Source organism: Parapusillimonas granuli, assembly GCF_013416525.1.
GTDB lineage: Bacteria > Pseudomonadota > Gammaproteobacteria > Burkholderiales > Burkholderiaceae_B > Parapusillimonas > Parapusillimonas granuli.
Genome location: NZ_JACCEM010000001.1, coordinates 333,124 through 358,838, shown reverse-complemented (window position 1 = coordinate 358,838; position 25,715 = coordinate 333,124). Strand labels below are relative to the sequence as shown.

Genomic DNA, 25,715 nt, shown 5'->3' with positions numbered 1-25,715 from the left:
AAGAGGAGTAAACGATAAATGGCGGAATGCCTTTCCCATATCCGTGTCCTGGACCTGAGCCGGGTGTTTTCGGGACCCTGGGCCGCCCAGATGCTGGCCGACCTGGGCGCCGATGTAATCAAGGTCGAACGGCCGGGGCGCGGCGACGACGTTCGCCAGCAAGGCTATCGGGCCAAGAATGCCGAAGGGCTGGAAACCCCCGAAACCTCTTCCTTCCTGGCGATGAACCGGGGCAAGCGTTCCATTTCGATCAATATGGCCGCGCCCGAAGGCCAAGAGCTGATCAGGAAGCTGGCTCGACATTGCGACGTGCTGATCGAAAACTTCAAGGCGGGCGATCTTGCGCGCTACGGGCTGGACTACGAGTCGCTGAAGGAAATCAATCCGCGCCTGGTCTATTGCTCCATCACGGGTTTCGGGCAGTCGGGCCCATACAGCCACCGGCCGGGCTACGATCCGATCTTCCAGTCCATGACCGGCCTGATGAGCCTGACGGGCAATCCGCCCGACGAACCCGGCGGCGGGCCGCAGAAAGTGGGTTACGCCGTGTCGGACATCAATGCGGGCTTGTATGCCGTCATCGGCATCCTCTCGGCGCTCAATCACCGGGACGCCGTATCGGGCCGGGGCCAGCACATCGACATCGCCCTGTTCGACGCGCAGTTGGCGTCGCTGTCGCACATGGCGATGAATTACCTGATATCGGGCGAAGTCCCGCAGCGCATGGGCACGGCGTCCGCCATCACCTGCCCGTACCAGGCCTTCGAGTGCAGCGACGGGCATCTGATGATCGCGGTGGGCAACGACTCGCAGTTCCGCCAGCTGTGCGAGATTCTGGGCATGCCCGAACTGGGCGGCGACCCACGCTTCGAATTGAATCGGCTGCGCGCCCGCAACCAGAAGGTGCTGGTGCCCATGCTGGCCGACGTATTCCGCGGCCGCAGCGTCAAGTACTGGCAGGAGCGGCTGGACGCCGCAAATGTGCCCTGCGGGCCCATCAACGACCTCAGCCAGGTTTTCGAGGACCCGCAGATCCAGCACCGCGAAATGCTGATCCGGATGGACCATTCGACCGTCGGCACGATTCCCCAGATCGCGAACCCCTTGAAGCTGTCGGAAACGCCCGTCAGCTATCGGCGTCCGCCGCCCACGCTCAGCCAGCACACCGACGAGGTCCTGTCCGATATGCTGGGCCTGGACGCGGCGGCGCTCGCGGAGCTGAAAGAAAGGCGGGTGATCTGAGGGCGCCGCCTACTTGAGCTTGATGTCCAGGCGAACGACGTCGCCCCGGTAGATGCCGTCGCCCACGAAGACAATGGTGCCGTCCTTGTCGATCGCGACGCGATGGACATGGGCGACGGGCGCGTTCAAGGGCAGCTGCAGCAATTCCGCGATTTCGGGATCCGCCGAACCCAGGGTGAGGGTTTGATGCGCCTCGGCGATCTCCAGGCCGGGCACTTCGCGCAGGATGCGCATGGACGTCTTGGTCTTGAAGGCTTTCGGGGGAATGCGCTTGCAGATCTGCTCGTCTATATAGGCTTCGCCCAGGTAATAGGGCTGGTCATTGCGCCAATGGCGGCGCTTCCAGTACTGGTAGCTGTCGGCGATGCGCCCGATGTTCGGGCCGACGGTGGTGGGAACGCGCTTTTCGCCGGCGGACAGGATTTCGATGCTCACGCCCTTGGGCGCCAGGAGCTGGCCGTCCCAGTTGGAGGCGACCTCGCACCAGAACTGCTCTTGAGGCTTGCCGATGACGAAAGTGCCTTTCGCCCGGTAGCGGGCGATCAGTTTTTCGGCTTCCAGCAGGTCGAGCGCCTGCCTGACCGTCGCGCGCGCGACATTGCATTCCTCGGCAAGCTCGTCCACGGTGGGGATTTGCCGCCCCACGGGCCATTGCCCCGATTCGACGCGACGGCGGAACAGGCTTGCCAGCTGCACATAACGGGCCGCCGCGCTGCGGCTGAAGTCGATGACTGTGTTCGATTTGCTTTGCTTGGTAGCCATTGTGACGTTCTGATATTCGCGGAAAACTCGTTCGTACCCTGGACGGCCTCAGCGCCGATTGTACTCATCCCGTGTGATCGGGTATATGCTTTGCGGCCTGTATAGTCCATAAGTGTAACCTATATAGGTTAATAACACGCCCTATTGACTTTAAGGGTGAATTGCCCTAGCATCGCTACCGGAACTCACCGCAAGCGCAGGCGCGCCGAGTCGCAGATTCGTTGTCATGAAAAGGGATGCCACATATGGGACAGCAATACAGTAAGGAAGCGGACAGCTCGAAGATCAACAAAAACAGGCGTTGTTTCCTGGGCGCGCTCGCCGGGGCGATGTCCATGGCGCTGACCATGCAGGCGCCCGCCATGGCCGCGGCGTACCCGGACAAGCCCATCAGGCTGATCGTGCCGTTTCCGGCCGGAGGCTCCACCGATACGGTGGCGCGCATCATCGCCAAGGGCCTGCAAGACGCCATGTCGGCCAGCTTCGTGGTGGAAAACCGCGCCGGCGCGGGAGGCACGGTGGGCATGGCGGCGGCGCTCCGCTCCGCGCCCGACGGCTACACCCTGGGCGTGGGCCCGGTCGGAGCCACCATCATCGCAAAGCTCATCGGCATGCAGGTGCCCTATGATCCCGTAAAAGACATCGTCCCCATCGCCAACATGGGTTCGCTTCCCCTGGTGTTCGCCGTGAAAAGCGATCTTCCGGTCAAGAGCCTGGGCGAGCTCGTTGCGCTGGCGAAATCCAAGCCGGGGGCGCTGTCCTACGGCACGTCGGGCGCGGGCACGCCCGGCCACCTCGCGTTCGAATACCTCAAGAAGCTTGCCGGGCTCGATATCGTGCACGTGCCTTACAAGGGCGATGCGCCGCTGACCACCGATCTTCAGGGCGGCCAGCTGGAAATCGGCATACTCACCGGCCCGGCGGCGGTGGCCCAGGCAAAGAGCGACAAGCTGAAGTACCTGGCCGTCACCAGCGGCGTCCGCTACCCGCAATTGCCCGACGTCCCCACCGTGGCCGAAGCAGGCTACAAGGACTACAACATCACCATCTGGAACGTGCTGGTGGCCCCCGCCGGGACCGACCCGGCCGTCATCGCCACCCTGAATGGCGCCATGAACAAAGTGTTTGCGCTGGAATCCACCAAAGAAACCCTGAAGGCGCAAGGTTTTCTGCCTTCCGTCTTCATGAGCCCCGAGGCCGCCGCCGCTTTCGTGGCGAGCGAACGGAAAGCCTGGGAAACCATCGTCGGCACCACGGGCGTCACCCTCTCCAACTGAGCCGGCCGCCTGCCGGCCCCGAACACGCGCCCGCGCCGTTTCCCCGGAAACGCCGCGGGCGTTTTCATGGGCGGGCGCCCGGGCGGGGCCGCGCAAACCCCTGCACCAATTTTTTGATTGACTCGCACCCGGTAGCCGTGCTAGCATTGCGAGCTTACTTTAGAGTGCCTTGCCAGCATTTTAGAGTCAGACAGCTCGCTTTGCAGCAAGATCACAGCAAGACCCAAGTCGCTCTTTACGTATTCGGTTCTGGCGGCTTCTTGCGCAAACGCAGCGCGAAACCGCAGCAAAGCGCCTTAAACACCAGGCGTTCAATTAAATACGTATACCAGTGCGCGCATGCGCCTGGTCAAGTCACAGGATGCGTAAAGGTCATGCCAACCATTAGCCAACTCGTGCGCAAGCCGCGCGAAGTAAGTCGCGCGAACAGCAAGAGCCCCGCGCTCGAAAACTGCCCTCAGCGCCGCGGTGTCTGCACTCGCGTGTACACCACCACCCCCAAGAAGCCGAACTCGGCTTTGCGTAAAGTCGCCAAGGTGCGCCTCACCAACGGATTCGAAGTCATTTCGTACATCGGCGGCGAAGGCCACAACCTGCAGGAGCACTCGGTCGTGCTGGTGCGTGGCGGCCGCGTGAAGGACTTGCCCGGCGTGCGCTACCACATCGTGCGCGGTTCCCTCGACCTGCAAGGCGTCAAGGATCGCAAGCAAGCTCGCTCCAAGTACGGCGCGAAACGCCCGAAGAAAGCCTAATCATTTTTCCGGTCCAGTAAATCTGGTCGTATATCAGTGCAGCCATGGGCGGGCGCCCATAGCATGTAAGTGGCCATTTCGATGAATGGCCGTGGCCGCGGTAGCGGTTCAACTGAACTGTCACAAGGAAGTTAAAAATGCCTCGTCGTCGCGAAGTTCCCAAGCGTGAGATTCTCCCCGACCCCAAATTCGGCAGCGTAGAGCTCGCCAAATTCATGAACGTTGTTATGTTGTCTGGCAAGAAAGCCGTTGCCGAACGTATTGTTTACGGCGCTTTCGACCAGATCCAGGCTAAAACTGGCAAAGAGCCTATTGAAGTGTTCAACACTGCAATCAACAACATCAAGCCTATCGTCGAAGTAAAGAGCCGCCGTGTAGGTGGCGCGAACTATCAAGTGCCGGTTGAAGTGCGTCCTGTGCGCCGCCTGGCCCTTGCCATGCGCTGGCTGCGCGAAGCGGCCAAGAAGCGCGGCGAGAAATCGATGGAACTGCGCCTGGCCGGTGAACTGCTCGATGCCTCCGAAGGCCGCGGCGGGGCAATGAAGAAGCGTGAGGACACGCACAAGATGGCCGAGGCCAACAAGGCATTCAGCCATTTCCGCTGGTAATCTAAGGACACTATCATGGCCCGCAAAACCCCAATCGAGCGCTATCGCAACATTGGCATCTCTGCCCACATCGACGCAGGGAAAACCACGACAACAGAGCGTATCCTGTTCTACACCGGCGTCAACCACAAGATTGGCGAAACCCATGAAGGCTCGGCCACCATGGACTGGATGGAGCAGGAGCAAGAGCGCGGCATCACGATTACCTCGGCCGCCACGACGGCATTCTGGCGCGGCATGGCCGGCGATCGCCCCGAGCACCGCATCAACATCATCGACACCCCGGGACACGTCGACTTCACCATCGAAGTCGAGCGCTCCATGCGCGTCCTGGACGGCGCCTGCATGGTGTATTGCGCGGTGGGCGGCGTGCAGCCACAGTCGGAAACCGTTTGGCGCCAGGCCAACAAGTACGGCGTTCCCCGCCTTGCGTTCATCAACAAAATGGACCGCACCGGCGCGAACTTCTTCAAGGTCTACGACCAGCTCAAGCTGCGCCTGAAAGCCAACCCCGTGCCCATCGTCATCCCCATCGGCGCCGAAGACTCCTTCAAGGGCGTGGTCGACCTGATCCGCATGAAGGGCATCATCTGGGACGAAGCCAGCCAGGGCACCAAGTTCGAATACGTCGACATCCCGGCCGAACTGGTCGACCAGGCCAATGAATGGCGCGAGAAGCTCGTCGAGGCGGCCGCCGAGTCGTCCGAAGAGCTCATGGACAAGTACCTTGAATCGGGCGAGCTGACCGAGGAAGAAATCAACAAGGGCCTGCGCACGCGCACCATCGCCGGCGAAATCCAGCCCATGCTGTGCGGTACCGCCTTCAAGAACAAGGGCGTGCAGCGCATGCTCGACGCCGTGCTCGATTACCTGCCCTCGCCCGTGGACATCCCCCCGGTCGAAGGCGTCGACGACGACGGCAATCCCATCAGCCTGCCCGCCTCCGACGACGCCAAGTTCTCGGCGCTGGCGTTCAAGCTCATGAGCGACCCCTTCGTCGGCCAGCTGACCTTCGTGCGCGTGTACTCCGGCGTCCTGAATGCCGGCGAAACCGTCTACAACCCGGTCAAGGGCAAGAAAGAGCGCATCGGCCGCATCCTGCAGATGCACGCGAACAACCGTGCGGAAATCAAGGAAGTTCTGGCGGGCGACATCGCCGCCGTGGTGGGCCTGAAAGACGTGACCACGGGTGAAACCCTGTGCGACGTCGGCCAGCACATCCTGCTCGAACGCATGGAATTCCCCGAGCCCGTCATTTCCCAGGCGGTCGAGCCCAAGACCAAGGCCGACCAGGAAAAAATGGGTATTGCGCTGTCGCGCCTGGCCCAGGAAGATCCTTCCTTCCGCGTTCGCAGCGACGAAGAATCCGGCCAGACCATCATTTCGGGCATGGGCGAGCTCCACCTCGAAGTCCTGGTCGACCGCATGCGCCGCGAATTCGGCGTCGAGGCCAACGTCGGCAAGCCGCAAGTGGCTTACCGCGAGACCATCCGCAAGACCTGCGAAGAAGTCGAAGGCAAGTTCGTCAAGCAGTCCGGCGGTCGCGGCCAGTACGGCCACGTCGTGCTCAAGCTCGAGCCCCTGCCTCCCGGCGGCGGCTACGAGTTCGTCGACGCGATCAAGGGCGGCGTGGTGCCGCGCGAATACATCCCGGCCGTCGACAAGGGCATCCAGGAAACCCTGCCCGCGGGCGTGGTGGCCGGCTATCCGGTGGTAGACGTCAAGGTCACGTTGTTCTTCGGTTCGTACCACGACGTGGACTCGAACGAAAACGCGTTCCGCATGGCGGCTTCCATGGCGTTCAAGGACGGCATGCGCAAGGCCAGTCCCGTGCTGCTCGAGCCCATGATGGCCGTCGAGGTCGAAACGCCGGAAGACTACGCCGGCACGGTGATGGGTGATCTTTCCTCTCGTCGCGGCATGGTCCAGGGCATGGACGATATCGTCGGCGGCGGCAAGATCATCAAGGCCGAGGTCCCCCTGGCCGAAATGTTCGGTTACTCGACCAGCCTGCGTTCGCAAACGCAAGGTCGCGCGACCTACACGATGGAGTTCAAGCACTATGCCGAGGCTCCCAAGAACGTTGCTGATGAAGTCATCAGCGCGCGCAGCAAGTAATTAACCAATATTCCCGTCCGCGCATGCGGGCGGGACACTTTTTTGTTTCCTTGAAAACATTGATGGGATAAATCATGGCAAAAGGTAAGTTTGAACGGACCAAACCGCACGTCAACGTAGGCACGATCGGTCACGTTGACCACGGCAAGACGACCCTGACGGCGGCGATCACGACGGTGCTGGCCAAGGCGTTCGGTTCGGGCGAAGCCAAGGGCTACGACCAGATCGACGCGGCGCCCGAAGAGAAGGCGCGCGGCATCACGATCAACACCTCGCACGTCGAGTACGAAACGCAGGCGCGCCACTACGCGCACGTGGACTGCCCGGGCCACGCGGACTACGTCAAGAACATGATCACGGGCGCGGCGCAAATGGACGGCGCGATCCTGGTGGTGTCGGCCGCCGACGGCCCGATGCCGCAAACGCGCGAGCACATACTGCTGTCGCGCCAGGTGGGCGTGCCGTACATCATCGTGTTCCTGAACAAGGCCGACATGGTCGACGATGAAGAGCTGCTCGAGCTGGTGGAAATGGAAGTGCGCGAGCTGCTGTCCAAGTACGACTTTCCGGGCGACGACACGCCGATCATCAAGGGCTCGGCCAAGCTGGCGCTCGAGGGCGACGAAGGTCCGCTGGGCAAGGAAGCGATCCTGAAGCTGGCCGAGGCGCTGGACTCGTACATCCCCACGCCCGAGCGTGCGGTCGACGGTACGTTCCTGATGCCGGTGGAAGACGTGTTCTCGATCTCGGGCCGCGGCACGGTGGTGACGGGCCGTATCGAGCGCGGCGTGATCAAGGTCGGCGAGGAAATCGAGATCGTGGGGATCAAGGACACGGTCAAGACCACGTGCACGGGTGTGGAAATGTTCCGCAAGCTGCTCGATCAGGGCGAGGCGGGCGATAACGTGGGTATTTTGCTGCGCGGCACCAAGCGCGAAGACGTCGAGCGCGGCCAGGTGCTGGCCAAGCCCGGCTCGATCAAGCCGCACACGGACTTCACGGCCGAGGTGTACATTCTGTCCAAGGACGAGGGCGGGCGCCACACGCCGTTCTTCCAGGGCTATCGTCCGCAGTTCTACTTCCGCACGACGGACGTGACCGGCACGATCGAGCTGCCGGCGGACAAGGAAATGGTGCTGCCTGGCGATAACGTGTCGATGAAGGTGAGCCTGATCGCGCCGATCGCCATGGAAGAGGGCCTGCGCTTTGCCATCCGCGAAGGCGGCCGTACCGTGGGCGCGGGCGTCGTCGCCAGCATCACGAAGTAATCAGCACATGCTGCCCGACGGGGGGCGACCGCTCCCCGTCACTTTCGTTCTTTAGGAATTTCCATGAAAAACCAGAAAATCCGCATCCGTTTGAAAGCGTTTGACTACAAGCTGATCGACCAGTCCGCCGCTGAAATCGTTGAAACAGCCAAACGTACGGGCGCGGTCGTGCGCGGTCCCGTACCTCTGCCGACTCGTATTCGTCGCTACGACGTGCTGCGTTCCCCGCACGTCAACAAAACGTCGCGTGACCAGTTCGAAATGCGCACCCACCAGCGTCTCATGGACATCGTGGACCCGACAGACAAGACTGTCGACGCCCTGATGCGCCTGGACCTGCCCGCGGGCGTGGACGTCGAGATCGCACTGCAGTAAGATCCAGAAGCAAAAAACGCCGGGCCAGCGCCCGGCGTTTTTCATTGGAGCGGGGGCGCGGCGCTAGGCCGCGGCCTCATAGGCCGGCTCGCCGGCGATGTATACCGCCAGCGTCGCCCGGTCATCGGCCATGGTCATTTGTATGAAAAGCGCTTCCTCGATGCCGCGGCAATGCCGCATGCGGAACTCGATGAGCGGGGTGGACGCAAGGTTCAGCACCACCAGGTCCGCCTCCATGCCCGGCGCGATGCTGCCTATGTGCTCGTCCAGGCACAGCGCCCGCGCGGCGCCGCGCGTCGCCAGGTAGAAGGCGCGGGGCGCCGAAAGCGAGTAGTCGCCAAGCTGGGCCACTTTGTAGGCGGCGCCCATGGTCTGCAGCATGGAAAGCGAGGTGCCCGCGCCGATGTCGCTGCCCAGCCCGACCCGGACGGCCCCCGGCCGCTGGAAGGCCCGTTGATAATCGAACAGGCCGCTGCCCAGGAACGTATTGGACGTGGGGCAGTGCGCAATGGCCGAGCCGCTCTCCGTCAAGTGCCGCCATTCGGGCTCGGCCAGATGGACGGCGTGGCCGAAGACCGACCGGGGCCCCGTCAGGCCGTAGTGCCGGTAGACGTCCAGGTAGTGCGCGTGTTCAGGAAACAGCCGGCGCACCCAGTCCACTTCGTGCCGGTTCTCGGAAATATGGGTTTGCAGGTGCGTGCCCGGGTAGCGCTTCCACAAGGCGCCGGCCGCCTCCAGCTGCGCCGGGGTGCAGGAAGGGGCGAAGCGCGGCGTAATGGCATAGGACAGCCGGCCGCGCCCATGCCATTTGCGGATCAGCGCTTCGGACTCGTCGTAGGCCGAGCGCGCGTCGTCGCACAGCGCGCCCGGGGCATTGCGGTCCATGAGGACTTTGCCGGCGATCATGCGCATGTTGCGGGCCTGTGCGGCATCGAAGAAGGCATCGACCGATGCCGGGTGGACCGTGCAGTACACCGACGCCGTGGTCGTGCCGGCGCGCAGGCATTGATCCAGAAAAAAATCGGACACCCGCCGCGCGTGCGCCGCGTCGCCAAACTGCTGCTCGACCTCGAAGGTGTATTGGTTCAGCCAATCGAGCAGCTGCTTGCCGTAGGCGCCCATCATTTGCAGCTGGGGGTAATGCGCGTGCATGTCGATGAAGCCGGGCAGGATGAGCGCGTCGCCGTAGTGTTTCAGCTCATGCCCGTCGAGCCGCGCGCGCAGCCGATCGTAGCTGCCGAAGCCGGTGATCCTGCCGTTTTCCACCAGGGTCAGGCCGTCGGTTTCGTAGTGCATGGCGGCGGCGTCTCCGGCTTCGAAGGGGTCGGCGCGGAAGGTCAGCGTGGGGCCGCGCAAGGCGAGGCGGTTGGGGCGGGCTTGCACTGGCGGGTACTCCGGTAGGCTTGGATGCGCGGGCCGTGGCGTGCGCGGCATGAGGGCGGCGGGATTGCGCCGCTTCCTTCAATTTTGCACGTTTCTGCTTCGCCCTGCATGCGCCGCAAACTTGCGTTTGCCTTACCATGCCGAAACGTGTTAAATTGCTAAGCTTCGCCGAAAAATCATTTGGCGAAGGGTTTTTAGCTTCCTAGCCAGGATTTGCAGCGGAATCGCTAGCAAGAGTCTATTGCGGGAAACTTGTAGAAAACGGCGCGTGCGGTTTCATGGCACGCGGTTATTAGCCCCGACCAATCGCAGTCGGGAATGGAGAAAACGATGTCGAACTCGACACCTACGCCCGCCGCCTACCGGCTGGGGCTTGTGGGGCGTAAAGTCGGCATGACCCGTATTTTCACGGAAGATGGCGAGTCCATCCCCGTGACCGTGCTGGACGTGTCGAACAACCGCATCACGCAAGTCAAGTCGCCGGAAGTGGATGGTTATGCGGCTGTGCAAGTTGCCTACGGCACACGTCGTGCAACCCGCGTCACCAAGCCCCAGGCTGGGCACTATGCAAAGGCCGGCGTTGAAGCCGGCAGCATCCTGAAGGAATTCCGCCTCGATCCCGCCAAAGCCGCTGAATTCACAGCCGGCTCCGTCGTGGCCGTCGAAAGCGTGTTCGAAGCAGGACAGAAGGTTGATGTCACCGGCACCACGATCGGTAAAGGCTTTGCCGGCACCATCAAGCGCCACCACTTCGGCGCGCAGCGCGCCTCGCATGGCAACTCGCGCTCGCACCGCGTGCCCGGCTCCATCGGCCAGGCGCAGGATCCCGGCCGTATTTTCCCCGGTAAGAAGATGTCCGGCCATCTGGGCGACGTCACCCGTACCGTTCAAAACCTCGACATCGTGCGTGTCGATGCAGAGCGCGGTCTGCTGCTGGTCAAGGGCGCCGTCCCCGGCCACAAGAATGCAGACGTCGTCGTGCGTCCCGCCATCAAGATGTCGGCCAAGAAAGGAGCCTAATTATGGAACTCAAGCTCCTGAATGACCAGGGTCAGTCCGCGTCCACCTACGCCGCTCCCGATACGATTTTCGGCCGCGACTTCAACGAAGCGCTGGTTCACCAGATCGTCGTGGCGTTCCAGGCCAATGCGCGCAGCGGCAACCGCGCCCAGAAGGGCCGCGACACCGTCAAGCACAGCACCAAGAAGCCGTGGCGCCAGAAAGGCACCGGCCGCGCCCGTTCGGGCATGACGTCCTCGCCCATCTGGCGTGGAGGCGGCCGCGCGTTCCCCAGCTCGCCCGACGAGAACTTCACGCAGAAGGTCAACAAGAAAATGTATCGTGCCGGTATCCGCGCGATCCTTTCCCAGTTGGCCCGCGAAGACCGCATCGCCGTCGTCGATACGTTCGCCCTGGACGCCCCCAAGACCAAACTTGCGGCCGACAAGCTCAAGAACATGGGTCTGGAATCGGTGCTCATCATCACCGACGTGCTCGACGAAAACGTTTATCTCGCTACGCGCAACCTTCCGCACGTTGCCGTGGTTGAACCGCGTTATGCCGATCCGCTCTCTCTGATCCACTACAAGAAAGTGCTGATCACCAAGCCGGCTATCGCTCAACTCGAGGAGATGTTGGGATGAACGCCGAACGCCTAATGCAAGTTATCCTGGCTCCCGTCGTGACCGAAAAGGCCACGTTCGTTGCCGAAAAAAATCAGCAAATCGCTTTCCGTGTCGTGGCCGACGCCACCAAGCCTGAAATCAAGGCCGCCGTCGAACTGCTGTTCAAGGTTGAGGTCGAGTCGGTGCAGGTCCTGAACCGCAAAGGCAAGGAAAAGCGTTTTGGCCGTTTCATGGGTCGCCGCCGTAACGAGCGCAAAGCATATGTGTCGCTCAAAGACGGTCAGGAACTCGACTTTACGGAGGTGAACTAAATGGCACTCGTAAAAGTCAAGCCGACTTCGGCCGGTCGCCGCGGCATGATCAAGGTCGTCAGCCCTGATCTGTACAAGGGCGAACCGTTCGCAGCTCTGCTCGAAAAGAAAAAGCGTGGCTCGGGCCGTAACAACAACGGCCACGTCACGGTTCGTCATCGTGGCGGCGGCCACAAGCAGCACTATCGCATCGTCGATTTCCGCCGCAACAAAGACGGTATTCCCGCCAAGGTCGAGCGCCTTGAATACGACCCCAACCGTACCGCGCACATTGCATTGCTGTGCTACGCGGACGGCGAGCGCCGTTACATCATCGCTCCCCGCGGCCTGGAAGTCGGCGCCACGCTGATGTCCGGCCTGGATGCTCCCATCCGCGCCGGCAACACGCTGCCCATCCGCAACATCCCGGTCGGCGCGACCATCCATTGCATCGAAATGCTTCCGGGCAAGGGTGCGCAAATGGCTCGCTCGGCAGGCGCTTCGGCCGTGCTGCTGGCTCGTGAAGGCGTCTACGCCCAGGTGCGCCTGCGCTCGGGCGAAGTCCGCCGCGTGCACATCGACTGCCGCGCCACCATAGGCGAAGTCGGCAACGAAGAGCACAGCCTGCGCCAGATCGGCAAGGCCGGCGCCATGCGCTGGCGCGGTGTCCGCCCGACGGTCCGTGGCGTTGCCATGAACCCGGTCGATCACCCGCACGGTGGTGGCGAAGGGCGTACCGGCGAAGGCCGCGAACCGGTCAGCCCATGGGGCACGCCGGCCAAGGGCTACAGAACCCGTCGTAACAAGCGCACAGACAATATGATTGTCTCGCGCCGCAAGCGCAAGTAAGGGGCGAACAACATGTCACGTTCGATCAAAAAAGGCCCATTCGTCGACGCGCATCTGATCAAGAAGGTCGATGCGGCCGTCGAAGGCAAAGAGAAAAAGCCGATCAAAACCTGGTCGCGCCGTTCAACCATCCTGCCCGAGTTCATTGGGCTGACGATTGCTGTGCACAATGGCCGCCAGCACGTTCCCGTTTACATCAACGAGAACATGGTCGGTCACAAGCTCGGCGAGTTCGCGCTGACCCGTACGTTCAAGGGTCACGCCGCGGACAAGAAGTCCAAGAGGTAAGTGATGGAAACTACTGCAATTATCCGTGGAGTCCATATCTCGGCCCAGAAAACCCGTCTCGTTGCGGATCTCATCCGCGGCAAGTCGGTTGCCCAGGCCCTGAATATCCTGACTTTCACACCCAAGAAGGCCGCGGGCATCCTCAAGAAGGCTCTTGAGTCCGCGATCGCCAACGCCGAGCACAACGACGGCGCCGACATCGATGAACTCAAGGTCACCACCATCTATGTGGACAAGGGCCAGTCGATGAAGCGTTTCTCCGCGCGTGCAAAAGGTCGTGGTAACCGTATCGAGAAGCAGACCTGCCACATCGTGGTCAAGGTCGGCGCGTAAGGAGTCACAATGGGACAGAAAATTCACCCGATTGGGTTCCGCCTCTCGGTAAGCCGCAACTGGAGTTCGCGCTGGTTCGCTGACGACAAGGCATTCGGCGGCATGCTCGCCGAAGACATCCGCGTGCGCGAGTACCTGAAGAAGAAGCTCAAGAGCGCTTCCGTCGGCCGCGTCGTCATCGAGCGTCCCGCCAAGAACGCCCGCATCACGGTCTACTCGGCTCGTCCGGGTGTCGTGATCGGCAAGCGCGGCGAAGACATCGAAAGCCTGAAGTCCGATCTGCAGCGCCTGATGGGCGTGCCCGTGCACGTCAACATCGAGGAAATCCGCAAGCCCGAGACCGACGCCCAGCTGATCGCCGACTCGATCGCCCAGCAGCTCGAAAAACGCATCATGTTCCGCCGCGCCATGAAGCGCGCCATGCAGAACGCGATGCGCCTTGGTGCCCAGGGCATCAAGATCATGAGCTCGGGCCGCTTGAACGGCATCGAAATCGCCCGCACGGAATGGTATCGCGAAGGCCGCGTGCCCCTGCATACCCTGCGTGCCAACATCGATTACGGTACTTCCGAAGCGCAAACGACTTACGGCATCATCGGTATCAAAGTCTGGGTCTACAAGGGCGACATGCTGCCCAACGGCGAAATGCCCCCCGAGACCGCCGCTCCTCGCGACGAAGAGCGCCGTCCGCGCCGTTCGCCCCGTGGCGAACGCCCCGACGGCCGTCGTCCCGGCGGGCGCGGCCGTGGTGGCCCTCGCAAAGACGCCGCGCAAGCCAACGCTGCGCCGGCGCCTGAAGGAGAATAAACATGCTGCAACCGTCACGCAGAAAATACCGCAAAGAGCACAAGGGCCGCAATACCGGCCTGGCTACGCGCGGTGCACAAGTCTCGTTCGGCGAGTTCGGTCTGAAGGCCACGGGCCGTGGCCGCCTGACCGCTCGCCAGATCGAATCCGCTCGTCGCGCGATCAACCGCCACATCAAACGTGGCGGCCGTATCTGGATACGCATCTTCCCCGACAAGCCCATTTCGCAGAAGCCTGCCGAAGTTCGTATGGGTAACGGCAAGGGCAATCCGGAATACTGGGTCGCGGAAATTCAACCCGGCAAGGTGCTCTATGAAATGGAAGGCGTGAGCGAAGAGCTCGCGCGCGAAGCTTTCCGCCTGGCCGCCGCTAAGTTGCCGATTGCCACGACCTTCGTGTCGCGCCACATTGGTGCTTAAGGAGACCTCATGAAAGCCAGCGAACTCCGTTCCAAGAACGCCACCGAGCTCCAGACCGAGCTCGAGAGCCTGCTGAAGGCACAATTCAACCTGCGCATGCAGCGTGCCACCCAGCAGCTTTCCAACACCAGCCAGATCGGCAAGGTCCGCCGCGACATCGCGCGCATCCGCACCATCATGACTGAGAACGCAGGAAAGTAAAATGAGCGAAACTCAAAACACTCAACCGGCAAAGCGCCAGCGTACTCTGATTGGCCAGGTTGTGAGCAACAAAATGGACAAGACTGTCGTGGTCCGCGTCGAGCGCCGCGTCAAGCATCCCATTTTCGGCAAGATCATCGTGCGCTCCAACAAGTACAAGGCGCATGACGAGAACAACCAGTACAACGAAGGCGACACGGTCGAAATCGCGGAGGGTCGTCCGATCTCCCGCGACAAGGCGTGGACCGTCGTGCGCTTGCTGGAAGCCGCTCGCGTGATCTGATCGCGCCATGGGTCCAGGCCTCGCGGGGCCTGGGCTGGTGTGGAAAACTGGGGCCAGGCCTGTAAAAGGGCGCTGGCCCCAGTGCCGTTCGGGCTTGCCGTCATGGGGCCCCGCCCCTGGGTTTCATCCTTCCTTCAGCGCCCGGCGCAGCACCTTGCCCACGTTGCTGCGCGGCAGGTCCTTGCGGAACTCCACGTGGCGCGGCACTTTGTAGCCGGTGAGCTTGCCGCGGCAGAAGTCGATGAGCTCTTTCTCGGTCACGCGGTCGTTCTTGCGGATGACGAACAGCTTCACGACTTCGCCCGAGTGCTCGTCGGGTATGCCGATGGCGGCGGCTTCCAGGACGTCGGGGTGCTGCACCGCCACGGCCTCGACTTCGTTGGGGTACACGTTGAAGCCCGATACCAGGATCATGTCCTTCTTGCGGTCGCGTATGTACAGGTAGCCTTCCTCGTCCACGCAGCCGATGTCGCCCGTTCGAAGAAAGCCGTCGGCGCCGAGCACGGCCTGGGTTTCGTCGGGCCGCTTCCAATAGCCCCGCGTGACCTGGGGGCCGCGCACGCAGATCTCGCCGTTTTCGCCCAGCGGCACCTCGCGGCCTTCGTGGTCGCGTATGGAGATGTCAGTGGAAGGCACCGGCAGGCCGATGGAGCCCGTGAAGCTGCGCTTGTCCAGCGGGTTGATGCAGACGGCGGGAGAGGTCTCCGTCAGGCCGTAGGCCTGCGCCAGCGGTGTGCCGGTGACCTCCAGCCAGCGTTGCGCCACAGTTTCCTGCACCGCCATCCCGCCGCCCAGGGAGATGTGCAGGGCGCTGAAGTCCAGCTTCGCGAAACCGGGATGGTGCAGCAAGGCGTTGAACAGCGTGTTGACGCCGGTGATCGCCGTGAAGCGCGTCTGCGACATGCTCTTGACCAGGCCGGGGATGTCACGCGCGTTCAAGATCAGCAGATTGCGCGCGCCCAGCCTGAAGAAGGCCAGGCAGTTGGCCGTGAGCGCGAAGATGTGGTACAGCGGCAGGGCGGTGACGATGCATTCCTGCTCGCCGTTTACATAGGGCTGCAGCCAGGCGTAAGCCTGGCACAGGTTGGACACCATGTTGCCGTGCGACAGCATGGCGGCTTTCGATACGCCGGTGGTGCCGCCAGTGTATTGCAGCAGCGCAAGATCGTCGTGCTCCATGCGCGGCCGGGTGTAGCCGGCGTCGCGGCCCAGCGACAGGGCTTGCCTGAGCCGCAGGGCGCCGGGCAGCTCGTATGCCGGCACCAGCTTCTTGACACGTCTGACCACCAGGTCGATGACGGCGCCCTTGACGGAGCCGAGCATGTCGCCGACGCTGGTGACGACGATGTGCCGGAGCGACAGTTCCGGCAGCGCCTTCTGCAAGGTGTGGGCGAAGTTCTCGGCGATGACGATGGTTTCGGCGCCCGAATCCGCCAGCTGGTGTTGGAGCTCGCTGGCCGTGAACAGCGGGTTGATGCCCACCGCCGCCGCGCCGGCGCGCAGGACGCCGAACAGGCATATGGGGTACTGCAGCAGATTGGGCATCATGATGGCGACGCGGTCGCCCTTGCCGACGCCGACCGACTGCAGCCAGGCCGCGAACCTGCGGGAATGGGCGTCGACCTCGGCGTAGGTCAGTTCCGAGCCCATGCTGATGTAGGCGACATTCCGCGCGTATCGCTGGCAGCTTTCCTCGACCACGGCCAGCAGGGAATCATAGCCGGCCGCGTCTTCGGTGATGTCGGCGGGCACGCCAGGCGGGTATTGATCGAGCCAGATGCGCTCCATGGTCGTCGTCTCCTGTGAGCCTGTGTCTACCGCCCCATCGTAGCATTCGCCCGGCATGAACGCGCCGGGGGCCGGGCGTGCCCGGCCCCCGCAAGCGCCACGCGCTCAGATATGCGTGACGAACTTGGTGACGAGGTAGCCGTCGAAGGTCTCCATGCCGCCTTCGCTGCCGATGCCGCTGTCCTTGATGCCGCCGAACGGGGTTTCGGGCAGGGCGCTGCCGAAGTGGTTGATGTTGACCATGCCGGCCTCGATGCCGTTGGACACCTTCGTTGCGGTTTGCAGCGAATTGGTGAACACATAGGACGACAGGCCGAACGGCAGGGAGTTGGCCCGGCGGATGACGTCGTCGGTATCGTTGAACCGGACCACGGGCGCGATCGGGCCGAAGGGTTCTTCGGTCATGAGCATGGAGTCTTCAGGCAGGTCCGTGACCACCGTGGGCGAGAAGAAATGCCCTTTCTCGCCCAGGCGCTCGCCGCCCAGCACGACTTTGCCGCCCAGGCTGCGGGCGTTGTCCACGAATTTTTCCATGGTGGGCACCCGCCGCGCATGGGCCAGCGGGCCCATTTGCGTGTCGGGTTCCAGGCCGTCGCCGACTTTGATGGACTTGAGGGTGTCGATGAAGCTGCTGAGGAACTGATCGTAGATTTTCTCGTGGACGTAGAAGCGGGTGGGCGAGACGCACACCTGCCCGGCGTTGCGCACCTTGAAGCGCGCCAATTGCTTGGCGGCGCGATCGACGTCGGCATCGTCGAAGACCAGCACCGGCGAATGGCCGCCGAGCTCCATGGTGACGCGCTTCATGTGGGCGCCGGCCAGCGCGGCCAGTTGCTTGCCCACCGGCACCGAACCGGTGAAGGACACCTTGCGCACGATGGGCGAGCGGATCAGGTAGTCTGAGATTTCGCTGGGCACGCCCCACACGATGTTGAGCACGCCGGGAGGCAGGCCGGCATCGTGGAAGATGCGGGCGATGGCCATGACGGCGCTGGGCGCGTCTTCGGGGCCTTTCAGGATGATGGTGCAGCCCGCGCCGATCGCCGCGCAGATCTTGCGGATGGCCTGGTTGTAGGGGAAGTTCCAGGGCGTGAATGCCGCGCACACGCCTATGGGCTCGCGCAGCACCATCTGGCGCACTTCGGGGCTGCGCGGCGGGATCACACGGCCGTAGATGCGGCGGCATTCTTCGGCGTGCCAATCGGCGTGGTCGGCGCAAGACATGACTTCGCCCACCGACTCGGCCAGGGGCTTGCCCTGGTCCATGGTCATGTTGCGCCCGATTTCCTGGGCGCGGTCGCGCGACAGCTGGGCGGCCTTGCGCAGGATTTCGGAGCGCAGCATGGGCGAGCTCTTGCGCCAGCTTTCGAAGGCGCGGTTCGCGGCGGCCAGCGCGCGGTCCAGGTCCGCCTTGCGGGCATGGGGCAGGCGGCCCAGGACTTCCAGGGTCGCGGGGTTGGTGACTTCCTCGGTATCCCGGCCGTCGCCGGACAGGAATTCACCATCTATATATAAGGCTAGTGTCTCGTACATTTTTGTATCACTTCTGATTGGAATGCGCGCTGCGGCGAAAGGGATGGAAAACCACCTTCCTTTATAGCACGGAGCGCCCGTGCCGCCGTAGGCTGGCAGGCGGCATGCCGGCGCGCCGTTCCTCTTTTTTTCGGCGCCTCCATGCCGCCCCGTGGATGGGCTTGTTGACATTTGTTGTATCTGTTTAGTTTGCAGGCGCGTGAAAATGTAGCCAATGCTGAAATTTCCCGATACAATTAGCCGCAGTGAAACAAGTCAGTAACAATTGAGCTGTGAAAGTTTCACGTCTCAAGGATCGCTATGGGCCGCAGGGCCCAAGGCGTTCCGTCAAGACGCAAGGTTATGCCTCAAGAATACGGGCCGGAAGCCCGTAGCTCCGCCTTGCCACACCGTAGCGAGCTTTTACGTGAGTCCCTCCGTCAAGGCGTACGTTCTAGACCATCATCCACAGCACCGGCGACGCCGGCGGCTTGCCATGGCTCGCGCCCGCCGTTCGCCGCTTTTGCCACTTTCGCCACTCTTTGTCAGCAACATCACAATGAAGCCAATACGCAAGGCAGTATTCCCCGTGGCCGGTCTGGGCACACGTTTTCTACCGGCTACCAAGGCCATGCCCAAGGAGATGCTGCCCATCGTCGACAAGCCTTTGATCCAATACGCGGTCGAAGAGGCCGTCGCCGCGGGCATTACCGAACTGGTTTTCGTGACCGGCCGCCACAAGCGTTCCATAGAAGACCATTTCGACCGCCTGCCGGAACTGGAAATCGAATTGGCGGCGAAAGACAAGCATGCCTTGCTCGAAACGGTGAAGAACATCATTCCCGCTTCCGTCACGTGCGTCTATACCCGGCAGGCGGTTCCGCTGGGGCTGGGGCACGCGATCCTATGCGCGGCGCCCATCGTCGGCAACGAGCCCTTCGCCGTGCTGCTGGCCGACGATCTCATCGATTCGGACATTTCCGCCACCCGGCAGCTGGTGGAAGCGGCGCATCGCCACGACGGCAGCGTCCTGGCCTTGCAGTCGGTCAAGCGCGAACACACGGCCAAATACGGCATCGTGTCGGGCTCGGAGCTGGACAAGCGCTGCATGCGGGTGGACGCGATCGTCGAAAAGCCGGCGCCGGCCGAGGCGCCCAGCACGCAGGCCGTGGTCGGCCGCTATGTCCTCGAGCCGGAAATCTTTGAATGCCTGCGCTCGACGCCCGCCGGCGTGGGCGGGGAAATCCAGCTGACCGACGGCATCGCCAGGCTGCTGGCGCGGCAGGCGGTCTATGGCTGTAAGTACGACGGCGTGCGCTACGACTGCGGCAGCAAAGAAGGATTCTTCAGCGCCACGGTGGAACTCGGGCGCAAGTATCACGGTCTGGTGGCGTGAGCGCATCACACGCATTAAATAAACGGAAGGGGTATTGCATGCATGACAAGTTTTCCGAATATCTGAGCGGTCGCCTGCACGATGCGGCGTGGGCTTTCTTCCTCAGGCCGTTCGCCCAGGAATTGTTGAGCCACGTCAGCAGCGAAGACATGCGCGGCCTGGCCCGCGGCGCCGGCGTGCGCGCGGGGCGCGACCTGCCCTTGCCGGCCTGCGACTCGCTGCAGCAAATGGAAGACGCCGCCAACGAGCATTGGTCGCGCCTGGGCTGGGGCATCGTCGCGTTCCAGGAACGCAGCGAGCACATCGCCATCGAGCACAGCCTGGCGCCGCTGCGGGCCACGCTGGGCGAACCGGCCATGGCCTGGGCCGCCGGTTTTCTGGAAGGCGTGTACCAGGAATGGTTCACGATGCTGGGCGCGGGCAGCGAGCTGCAAGTCAGGCAGGAAGGCGCCGCGGACCCATACGGCGGACTTGTTTATCGGCTGGGGCGTTGATGCCCGTCGATGCTAAAGGAATAGGAAAATGACTGGTTCGAGCGATATCGCCAAATTATTCAGATCTTTTGGCGGCAATGCCGCGGAACAATATCGAGAAATCATCGATCACGACCGCCAGGATGCGTCGCGCGCGCGCTGGCCCATGCTGGAGCAGATTCCGTTGCAGACGCCGGCGGCGCGCGAACCGAATCACCGGATCACGCTCCGGGAAGCCCCCGCCGCCGAAAAGCCCGTGGCGCCGCCACAGGGCGGCACGCTGCAGGACGTCTTCCGTAGGCTCAGGCAGGAACCGGAGCCCGCCCCGGCCGAGAAGGCGGCGGACACGCCGGGCGGGCAACAACCCGCTCCCGCCGGCATGGCATCCATCTTTCAAAGATTGCGTCGGTCATGAAAGTCGTATCGGTCGTTTCCGCAAAAGGAGGCGTGGGTAAAAGCACGATAAGCGCCAATCTTGCGGCGGCCCTGCATCAGCAGGGCAACAAGGTGCTCGCCATCGACCTCGATCCCCAGAACGGGCTGCGCTATCACTTCACGCTGGAGCCGCAGTCGTCGCCGGGGCTGGTGCGGGCGCCGCAAGACGCATCCGCCTGGCGCGAGCTCATGCTTCCGACCGCGTCGGGCGTGGCGCTGATTCCCTACGGCGAGTGCAGCGAACCCGAAAGACAGGCTTTCGAGGCGGTGCTGCGCGAAGACGCCGGCTGGCTCGCCGGCCACCTGCGCGACCTGGACCTGGGCCGCGACGTGATCGTCGTCATCGACACCCCGCCGGGCCCGTCGGCGTACATGACCCAGGCCTTGACCGCGGCGTCGCTGGCGCTCGCCGTCGTGCTGCCGGATGCGGGCTCCTACGCCACGCTGCCTCAGCTGAGCGGACTGATCTCCACGTATTGCGAAGGACGGCCGGGCTTTTTCGATTGCGGCTTCGTCATCAATCAGGTGGACCAGAGTCAGCAACTGGGCAGGGACATCACCCAAGTGCTGCGCACCACGTTCCCCGACCGTATGGCGGGGCTGGTGCATCTGGACCAATCCTTGAGCGAAGCCCTGGCCTACGGCCAGAACATTTTCCAGTATCGCCCGCACAGCGTCAGCGCGCGCGATCTCACGGCCTGCGCGCAATGGGTCGCGCAACGGCTCGATTCCTGACTGAAGAGGTGTCTCTTGGCCAGTCCGCAAGCATCCAGCACCACAGGCTCCGGGATGGAAAAGCCCGCCAACAGATTCTCCGAATGGCTGGCGGGCCTGTCTTTATGGGATTACCGGCCCGTCCGCATCCTGACGCTGCTGCTGTCCGCCCTGCTGTTCATTGCGGTGGTGACCACCCCTCTGGACCTCGGTTTCCAGGTGCTGTTCGCGCTCACCTCGTTCGCGCTGGCCATGGCGATAGGCCGGCTGTCCGAAGGGCGGCTCGCCACCCTGGTGATGGTGGTCATCTCGGTCGTGGCGTCGCTGCGCTATATGTACTGGCGCATCACCACCACCCTGGGTTTCGAGACCTGGCTGGACATGGCCTTCGGCTACGGCCTGCTGCTGGCTGAAATCTATGCGCTGCTGGTGCTGCTGTTCAGCTATTTCCAGTCCGCCTGGCCCCTGCAGCGCAAGCCCGCGCTGATGCCGCCGGACATCCAGTCCTGGCCGTCCGTCGACATCTACATCCCCACCTACAACGAACCATTGAGCGTGGTGCGCCAGACGATCTTCGCGGCGCTTTCCCAGGACTGGCCCGCGGACAAGCTGAACGTCTATGTGCTGGACGACGGCCGGCGCGAGGAATTCCGCGCGTTCTGCGCGTCCGTCGGCGTGGGCTACCTGACCCGCCCGGGCAACCGGCACGCCAAGGCCGGCAACATCAACGCCGCGCTGCCCAGGACGCAGGGCGAATACATCGCCGTCTTCGACTGCGACCACGTGCCCACACGCTCGTTCCTGCAGGTCTGCGTGGGCTGGTTCCTGAAGGACGGCAAGCTGGCGATGCTGCAGACCCCTCACGTGTTCTTCTCGCCCGACCCCCTGGAAAAGAATTTGGGCGTCTACGGCAAGGTGCCCAATGAGGGCCGCCTGTTCTATGGCCTGACGCAGGACGGCAATGATTTGTGGAACGCCACCTTCTTCTGCGGCTCCTGCGCGGTGATCCGGCGCGAGCCCCTGATGGAAGTGGGCGGCATGGCGGTGGAAAGCGTGACCGAGGACGCGCTCACGGCCTTGAAGATGAACCGCGCGGGCTACAACACGGCCTATCTGGCCATTCCGCTGGCGGCCGGCCTGGCCACCGAGAACCTGTCGCGCCACATCGGGCAGCGCATACGCTGGGCGCGCGGCATGGCGCAGATCTTCCGCCGGCACAATCCTTTCTTCGGCAAGGGCCTGACGCTGAGCCAGCGCATCTGCTATGCAAGCGCCGCCCTGCACTTCTTCTATGGCCTGCCCAGGCTCGTGTTCCTGACGGCGCCGCTGGCCTATCTGTATTTCGGCGCGCACGTATTCCAGGCCTCGGCCTTGATGATCGCGGCCTATGTCCTGCCGCACATCGTCCATGCATATGTCACCGGGTCGCGCATACAAGGCAAGTTCCGCCATTCGTTCTGGAACGAGGTCTATGAATCGGTGCTGGCCTGGTATATTGCGCGTCCCACGCTGGCGACCCTGATCGCTCCCGACAGCGCGACCTTCAACGTGACGGCGAAAGGCGGGACCATCCAGGAGTCCTACTTCGATTGGCGGCTATCCCGCCCCTACATCATTTTGCTGGTGCTCAATCTGGCCGGCCTGGCGGTGGGCGCCTGGCAGGTGGCGCACAACATGAACGACAGCGACATCGTGTTCACCGCCCTGATCAACATGGCCTGGACGCTGCACAACGTGGTGATCTGCAGCGCCAGCGTCGCCGTGGCCGGAGAACGGCGCCAGATCCGCAGTTCGCCGCGGGTGGGCGCTTCGCTGACGGCGACCCTGCACTTGCCGGGCGGCTATGGCGTGGCATGCCAGACCAGCGACTTCTCGCAGGACGGCCTGGGCATTTCCTTGCCGACCGCCCTGCCGGTCCAGGTGGGCGACCGCCTGCAGGTCTCGATATTCCGCGACACCGTGGAAGCCATTTTCCCCGTGACCGTGGTCTTCGTGTCCGACCAGCGCCTGGGGCTGCACTTCACCGAGCTCACCCTGGCGCAACAAGTCGAGCTTTCCCAGATGACCTTCGCGCGGGCGGACATCTGGACCGATCCCTGGAACGAAGGCGAGCCCGACACGCCCCTGGCGGCCGCTGCGCAGCTGACCCACGTCGCGGTCCGCGGCGTCAAGCTGCTGCTGCGCGAAAGCCTGTGGGCCCTGGTCGGAGGACGGCGCAGGCCCGCGCCCAAGGCGCAAGAGGCGGCGCCGTGACGGCCCGGCGCAGTTGGCGTTTCCTGCTGGCGGTCCTGCTGGCGGCGGCCGGCCTGGGCGCGAGCCCGGCCGGCCACGGAGCGGCGGACGGGCGGGAGGCGGTGCTGAGCAAGCCTTGGGGGGAACGGTCCCATGCGATCGAGTTGCGCCAGCTGGGTTCGCCGCCGGAAATCGATCTGCTTGGCGCGGAGGCCAGACGAGGCCTGTATTTCGGCCTGAGAGCCGACGAACGGGTGAAACGGGCGCGCCTGGAGCTTTCGTACTCCTATTCGCGGGCCCTGCTGGAAACGCTGTCCCACTTGAACGTGCTGCTCAATGGCGAAGTCGTGGACACCATCGCCCTGACCAGGCGCGAACAGGGCGGCACGCTGCGGCACACGACGGAACTTCCGACGGCGCTCCTGCGCGCCCACAACCAGCTCGACATCCAGCTGGTCGCACATTACACGCTGGGCTGCGAGGACCCCCTGCACCCCGATCTGTGGGCCCGGATAGACCAGGGCAGCCGCCTGTTGCTGGACGTGGATCCGGTGGCCCTGCCCAATGAACTGGCTCTGCTGCCGGCCCCCTTCTTCGACGCTCGCGACATGCGCCGCCTGGACTTGCCCATCGTGCTGTCGGCCGTGAACGACGACAGCCTGCAGGCCGCCGGCGTGGTGGCCTCGTGGTTCGGCGCGCTGGCCGACTACCGGGGCGTCCGGTTCTCGGCGCATGCCGGGCAGTTGCCGCAACACGGCCATGCCGTCCTGATACTGGGCGGAAATGAAACGCCGCCGGGCCTGGCGCCGGCCAAGATCGATGGGCCGACCGTCTCCATCATGGCCAACCCGAACGACCCGATGGGGAAACTGCTGGTGATCGCCGGGCGGAACGGCGCGGAAGTCAGGACCGCCGCCGCCGGCCTGGTCCTGGGCAGCGAATCGCTGGCGGGGCCTTCCGCCTTGCTGACCCAGGTCGAACGGCGGCCGCGCAAGCCCTATGATGCGCCGAACTGGGTGCCGGTGGACCGGCCGCTGCGGCTGGGCGAGCTGTTGCCGCCGCGGCAGCTCACCGCCGACGGGCGCGACCCATGGCCCATCCATTTCAGGCTGAGGGTACCGCCGGACCTGTCCGCCTGGGGCGTGGACCACGTGCCCTTGAACTTGACCTTCCATTATGCGAACCACCAGGTCCCCGCGGGATCCCGTCTGGACATCCTGCTGAACGGGCGTCTGATCAAGCACTACGGGCTGGATGCGCCCAAGAAGAGCGTGATCGAGAAGCTGCACGCGCCCGGCACCGGCGTCGTCCGCGACGAGATCAAGGTGCCGCTGTATGCCGTAAGTCCGGACTCGTCCCTGCAGTTCAAGTTCCGCTACCTGCCGCCCGCCGAAAGAGCATGTTCGGGGAACTATGTGGACACCCGGCGCAGCGCGATCGATCCGGACTCGACGCTGGATCTCACCGGGCTGACCCACCACCTGGCCATGCCCGACCTGGGCGTGTTCAACAGCGCCGGCTTTCCGTTCTCGCGCATGGCCGACCTCTCGGAGTCGATGGTGCTGCTGCCGCCCAAGGCCGGCGAGTCCGTGGTGGCCGCCTATCTCAACGTGCTGGGCGCCATCGGCGAGGCGACCGCGTATCCGGCGGTGGGCGTCACCGTCACGAGCCGGCCGGAGCCCGAGATGCTGAAGGACAAGGACGTGCTGATCATCGGCGGCGGGTCTGCGGCCCCCATGCTGGACGCATGGTCGCGGCACATGCCCGTGGCGACGGCCCGGCCCCTGGACCCGGATACGCCGCTCTGGACCGTCGGCGGCGTGCTGGACCGCTTGTCCAGGCTGCTGGGCTTCGATCAGAAGGCGGTGCAGCCGGCGCCGGATTCCGGCGCCACGCTGATCGCGGGATTCGAGTCGCCTGTCACGCGCGGGCGCAGCGTCGTCGTCATGAACGGCGCTTCGGACGCCGGCCTGCTGCGCGCGGCGAGCCTCATCGCGGAAAACAGCCCCGCGGCGGTGAAGATACAGGGAAGCATCGTAATGCTGGACGGCGATCGGTTCGAACCGCTGTCGGAGGAAAAAACCTATTACGTGGGGGACTTGGGGCCTTTCGCATCGATGCAGTGGTTCTTCGCACGGCATCCGCTGATGCTCGTTTTCATCTACATGCTGGGCGCTCTCCTGGTGGGCACCTTGTTCTACGTCGGGCTGCGCGCGCGCGCCGAGCGCCGCTTGCGAGGCACCGACTGACCAAAAGAGATCACGACACATGAGAGATTGCACGAA

27 protein-coding genes are annotated in these 25,715 nt (G+C 63.6%); 23 read left to right on the top strand and 4 right to left on the bottom strand.

Annotated elements, in window-relative coordinates; all coding sequences use genetic code 11:
• The first annotated feature begins 18 nt into the window (after window positions 1-18).
• Window positions 19-1,242: a CaiB/BaiF CoA transferase family protein gene (locus H0A72_RS01710; protein ID WP_180153236.1), complete on the top strand. Its 1,224-nt coding sequence runs from the start codon at window positions 19-21 to the stop codon at window positions 1,240-1,242.
• Between the two features lie 9 nt (window positions 1,243-1,251).
• Here the strand turns inward: H0A72_RS01710 and H0A72_RS01705 are convergent, their stop codons facing one another.
• Window positions 1,252-2,004 (bottom strand): GntR family transcriptional regulator, encoded by a 753-nt coding sequence (locus tag H0A72_RS01705; protein ID WP_180153234.1) that lies wholly within the window; start codon window positions 2,002-2,004, stop codon window positions 1,252-1,254.
• A 236-nt stretch (window positions 2,005-2,240) separates the two neighbouring features.
• Here H0A72_RS01705 and H0A72_RS01700 point away from each other — a divergent pair, with 236 nt between their 5' ends.
• The 6 genes from H0A72_RS01700 (at window position 2,241) to rpsJ (ending at window position 8,402) form a co-directional block, all read left to right on the top strand.
• The gene (locus H0A72_RS01700) at window positions 2,241-3,281 is read left to right on the top strand and encodes a Bug family tripartite tricarboxylate transporter substrate binding protein (RefSeq protein WP_180153232.1); all 1,041 of its coding nucleotides are present in this window, start codon (window positions 2,241-2,243) and stop codon (window positions 3,279-3,281) included.
• A gap of 374 nt (window positions 3,282-3,655) precedes the next feature.
• Complete coding sequence (gene rpsL, locus H0A72_RS01695; RefSeq protein ID WP_180071600.1) at window positions 3,656-4,033, top strand: 30S ribosomal protein S12; 378 nt, start codon at window positions 3,656-3,658, stop codon at window positions 4,031-4,033.
• A gap of 137 nt (window positions 4,034-4,170) precedes the next feature.
• The gene (gene rpsG / locus H0A72_RS01690) at window positions 4,171-4,641 is read left to right on the top strand and encodes a 30S ribosomal protein S7 (RefSeq protein ID WP_180153230.1); all 471 of its coding nucleotides are present in this window, start codon (window positions 4,171-4,173) and stop codon (window positions 4,639-4,641) included.
• A gap of 15 nt (window positions 4,642-4,656) precedes the next feature.
• Window positions 4,657-6,759, top strand: a complete 2,103-nt coding sequence (gene fusA, locus H0A72_RS01685) for an elongation factor G (protein ID WP_180153228.1) — start codon at window positions 4,657-4,659, stop codon at window positions 6,757-6,759.
• A 74-nt stretch (window positions 6,760-6,833) separates the two neighbouring features.
• Window positions 6,834-8,027 carry an elongation factor Tu gene (gene tuf, locus H0A72_RS01680; RefSeq protein WP_180153226.1) on the top strand — a complete coding sequence of 398 codons (1,194 nt, stop codon included), beginning with the start codon at window positions 6,834-6,836 and terminating at the stop codon, window positions 8,025-8,027.
• A 63-nt stretch (window positions 8,028-8,090) separates the two neighbouring features.
• Window positions 8,091-8,402, top strand: a complete 312-nt coding sequence (gene rpsJ / locus H0A72_RS01675) for a 30S ribosomal protein S10 (RefSeq protein WP_013743964.1) — start codon at window positions 8,091-8,093, stop codon at window positions 8,400-8,402.
• Between the two features lie 63 nt (window positions 8,403-8,465).
• Here the strand turns inward: rpsJ and guaD are convergent, their stop codons facing one another.
• Window positions 8,466-9,785, bottom strand: a complete 1,320-nt coding sequence (gene guaD / locus H0A72_RS01670) for a guanine deaminase (RefSeq protein WP_343060213.1) — start codon at window positions 9,783-9,785, stop codon at window positions 8,466-8,468.
• Window positions 9,786-10,115: 330 nt separating this feature from the next.
• Here guaD and rplC point away from each other — a divergent pair, with 330 nt between their 5' ends.
• The 10 genes from rplC to rpsQ are packed head-to-tail and all read left to right on the top strand — an operon-like array spanning window position 10,116 to window position 14,880.
• Window positions 10,116-10,805 (top strand): 50S ribosomal protein L3, encoded by a 690-nt coding sequence (gene rplC / locus H0A72_RS01665; protein WP_180153222.1) that lies wholly within the window; start codon window positions 10,116-10,118, stop codon window positions 10,803-10,805.
• A gap of 2 nt (window positions 10,806-10,807) precedes the next feature.
• Window positions 10,808-11,428, top strand: coding sequence for a 50S ribosomal protein L4 (gene rplD / locus H0A72_RS01660; RefSeq protein WP_180153220.1), 621 nt, complete (start codon window positions 10,808-10,810; stop codon window positions 11,426-11,428).
• On the top strand, window positions 11,425-11,721 hold the full coding sequence (gene rplW / locus H0A72_RS01655; RefSeq protein ID WP_180153218.1) for a 50S ribosomal protein L23: 297 nt from the start codon (window positions 11,425-11,427) through the stop codon (window positions 11,719-11,721). Before rplD ends, rplW begins: the two co-directional genes overlap by 4 nt.
• The gene (gene rplB, locus H0A72_RS01650) at window positions 11,722-12,549 is read left to right on the top strand and encodes a 50S ribosomal protein L2 (protein ID WP_180153216.1); all 828 of its coding nucleotides are present in this window, start codon (window positions 11,722-11,724) and stop codon (window positions 12,547-12,549) included.
• Window positions 12,550-12,561: 12 nt separating this feature from the next.
• Window positions 12,562-12,837, top strand: coding sequence for a 30S ribosomal protein S19 (rpsS, locus tag H0A72_RS01645; RefSeq protein WP_180068444.1), 276 nt, complete (start codon window positions 12,562-12,564; stop codon window positions 12,835-12,837).
• A 3-nt stretch (window positions 12,838-12,840) separates the two neighbouring features.
• The gene (gene rplV, locus H0A72_RS01640; RefSeq protein WP_129969638.1) at window positions 12,841-13,170 is read left to right on the top strand and encodes a 50S ribosomal protein L22; all 330 of its coding nucleotides are present in this window, start codon (window positions 12,841-12,843) and stop codon (window positions 13,168-13,170) included.
• Between the two features lie 9 nt (window positions 13,171-13,179).
• The gene (gene rpsC / locus H0A72_RS01635; RefSeq protein WP_180153214.1) at window positions 13,180-13,977 is read left to right on the top strand and encodes a 30S ribosomal protein S3; all 798 of its coding nucleotides are present in this window, start codon (window positions 13,180-13,182) and stop codon (window positions 13,975-13,977) included.
• Between the two features lie 2 nt (window positions 13,978-13,979).
• Window positions 13,980-14,396, top strand: coding sequence for a 50S ribosomal protein L16 (rplP, locus tag H0A72_RS01630; protein ID WP_180153212.1), 417 nt, complete (start codon window positions 13,980-13,982; stop codon window positions 14,394-14,396).
• A gap of 9 nt (window positions 14,397-14,405) precedes the next feature.
• Complete coding sequence (gene rpmC / locus H0A72_RS01625) at window positions 14,406-14,597, top strand: 50S ribosomal protein L29 (protein ID WP_180153210.1); 192 nt, start codon at window positions 14,406-14,408, stop codon at window positions 14,595-14,597.
• A 1-nt stretch (window position 14,598) separates the two neighbouring features.
• On the top strand, window positions 14,599-14,880 hold the full coding sequence (gene rpsQ, locus H0A72_RS01620; RefSeq protein ID WP_180068454.1) for a 30S ribosomal protein S17: 282 nt from the start codon (window positions 14,599-14,601) through the stop codon (window positions 14,878-14,880).
• A gap of 123 nt (window positions 14,881-15,003) precedes the next feature.
• On the opposite strand, the gene H0A72_RS01615 is transcribed toward rpsQ, so the two are convergent.
• Window positions 15,004-16,668: an AMP-binding protein gene (locus H0A72_RS01615; RefSeq protein WP_180153208.1), complete on the bottom strand. Its 1,665-nt coding sequence runs from the start codon at window positions 16,666-16,668 to the stop codon at window positions 15,004-15,006.
• A gap of 105 nt (window positions 16,669-16,773) precedes the next feature.
• Window positions 16,774-18,201 carry an NAD-dependent succinate-semialdehyde dehydrogenase gene (locus H0A72_RS01610; protein WP_180153206.1) on the bottom strand — a complete coding sequence of 476 codons (1,428 nt, stop codon included), beginning with the start codon at window positions 18,199-18,201 and terminating at the stop codon, window positions 16,774-16,776.
• Window positions 18,202-18,739: 538 nt separating this feature from the next.
• On the opposite strand from H0A72_RS01610, the gene galU reads away from it, so the two are divergent.
• Genes galU through bcsB form a run of 6 tightly spaced genes read left to right on the top strand, consistent with a single transcriptional unit; the run spans window position 18,740 to window position 25,679 of the window.
• Window positions 18,740-19,576, top strand: coding sequence for a UTP--glucose-1-phosphate uridylyltransferase GalU (gene galU, locus H0A72_RS01605; protein WP_180153204.1), 837 nt, complete (start codon window positions 18,740-18,742; stop codon window positions 19,574-19,576).
• A gap of 38 nt (window positions 19,577-19,614) precedes the next feature.
• Window positions 19,615-20,070 carry a cellulose biosynthesis protein BcsD gene (gene bcsD / locus H0A72_RS01600; protein ID WP_180153202.1) on the top strand — a complete coding sequence of 152 codons (456 nt, stop codon included), beginning with the start codon at window positions 19,615-19,617 and terminating at the stop codon, window positions 20,068-20,070.
• 28 nt (window positions 20,071-20,098) lie between these two features.
• Window positions 20,099-20,464, top strand: coding sequence for a cellulose biosynthesis protein BcsP (bcsP, locus tag H0A72_RS01595; RefSeq protein WP_180153200.1), 366 nt, complete (start codon window positions 20,099-20,101; stop codon window positions 20,462-20,464).
• Window positions 20,461-21,219 (top strand): cellulose biosynthesis protein BcsQ, encoded by a 759-nt coding sequence (gene bcsQ, locus H0A72_RS01590; protein WP_180153198.1) that lies wholly within the window; start codon window positions 20,461-20,463, stop codon window positions 21,217-21,219. The genes bcsP and bcsQ overlap by 4 nt, the downstream gene beginning before the upstream one ends.
• A gap of 54 nt (window positions 21,220-21,273) precedes the next feature.
• Window positions 21,274-23,451, top strand: a complete 2,178-nt coding sequence (gene bcsA, locus H0A72_RS01585) for a UDP-forming cellulose synthase catalytic subunit (protein WP_180153197.1) — start codon at window positions 21,274-21,276, stop codon at window positions 23,449-23,451.
• Entirely contained in the window at window positions 23,448-25,679 is a 2,232-nt protein-coding gene (bcsB, locus tag H0A72_RS01580) for a cellulose biosynthesis cyclic di-GMP-binding regulatory protein BcsB (RefSeq protein WP_180153195.1), read from the top strand. The genes bcsA and bcsB overlap by 4 nt, the downstream gene beginning before the upstream one ends.
• Window positions 25,680-25,715 lie beyond the last annotated feature (36 nt).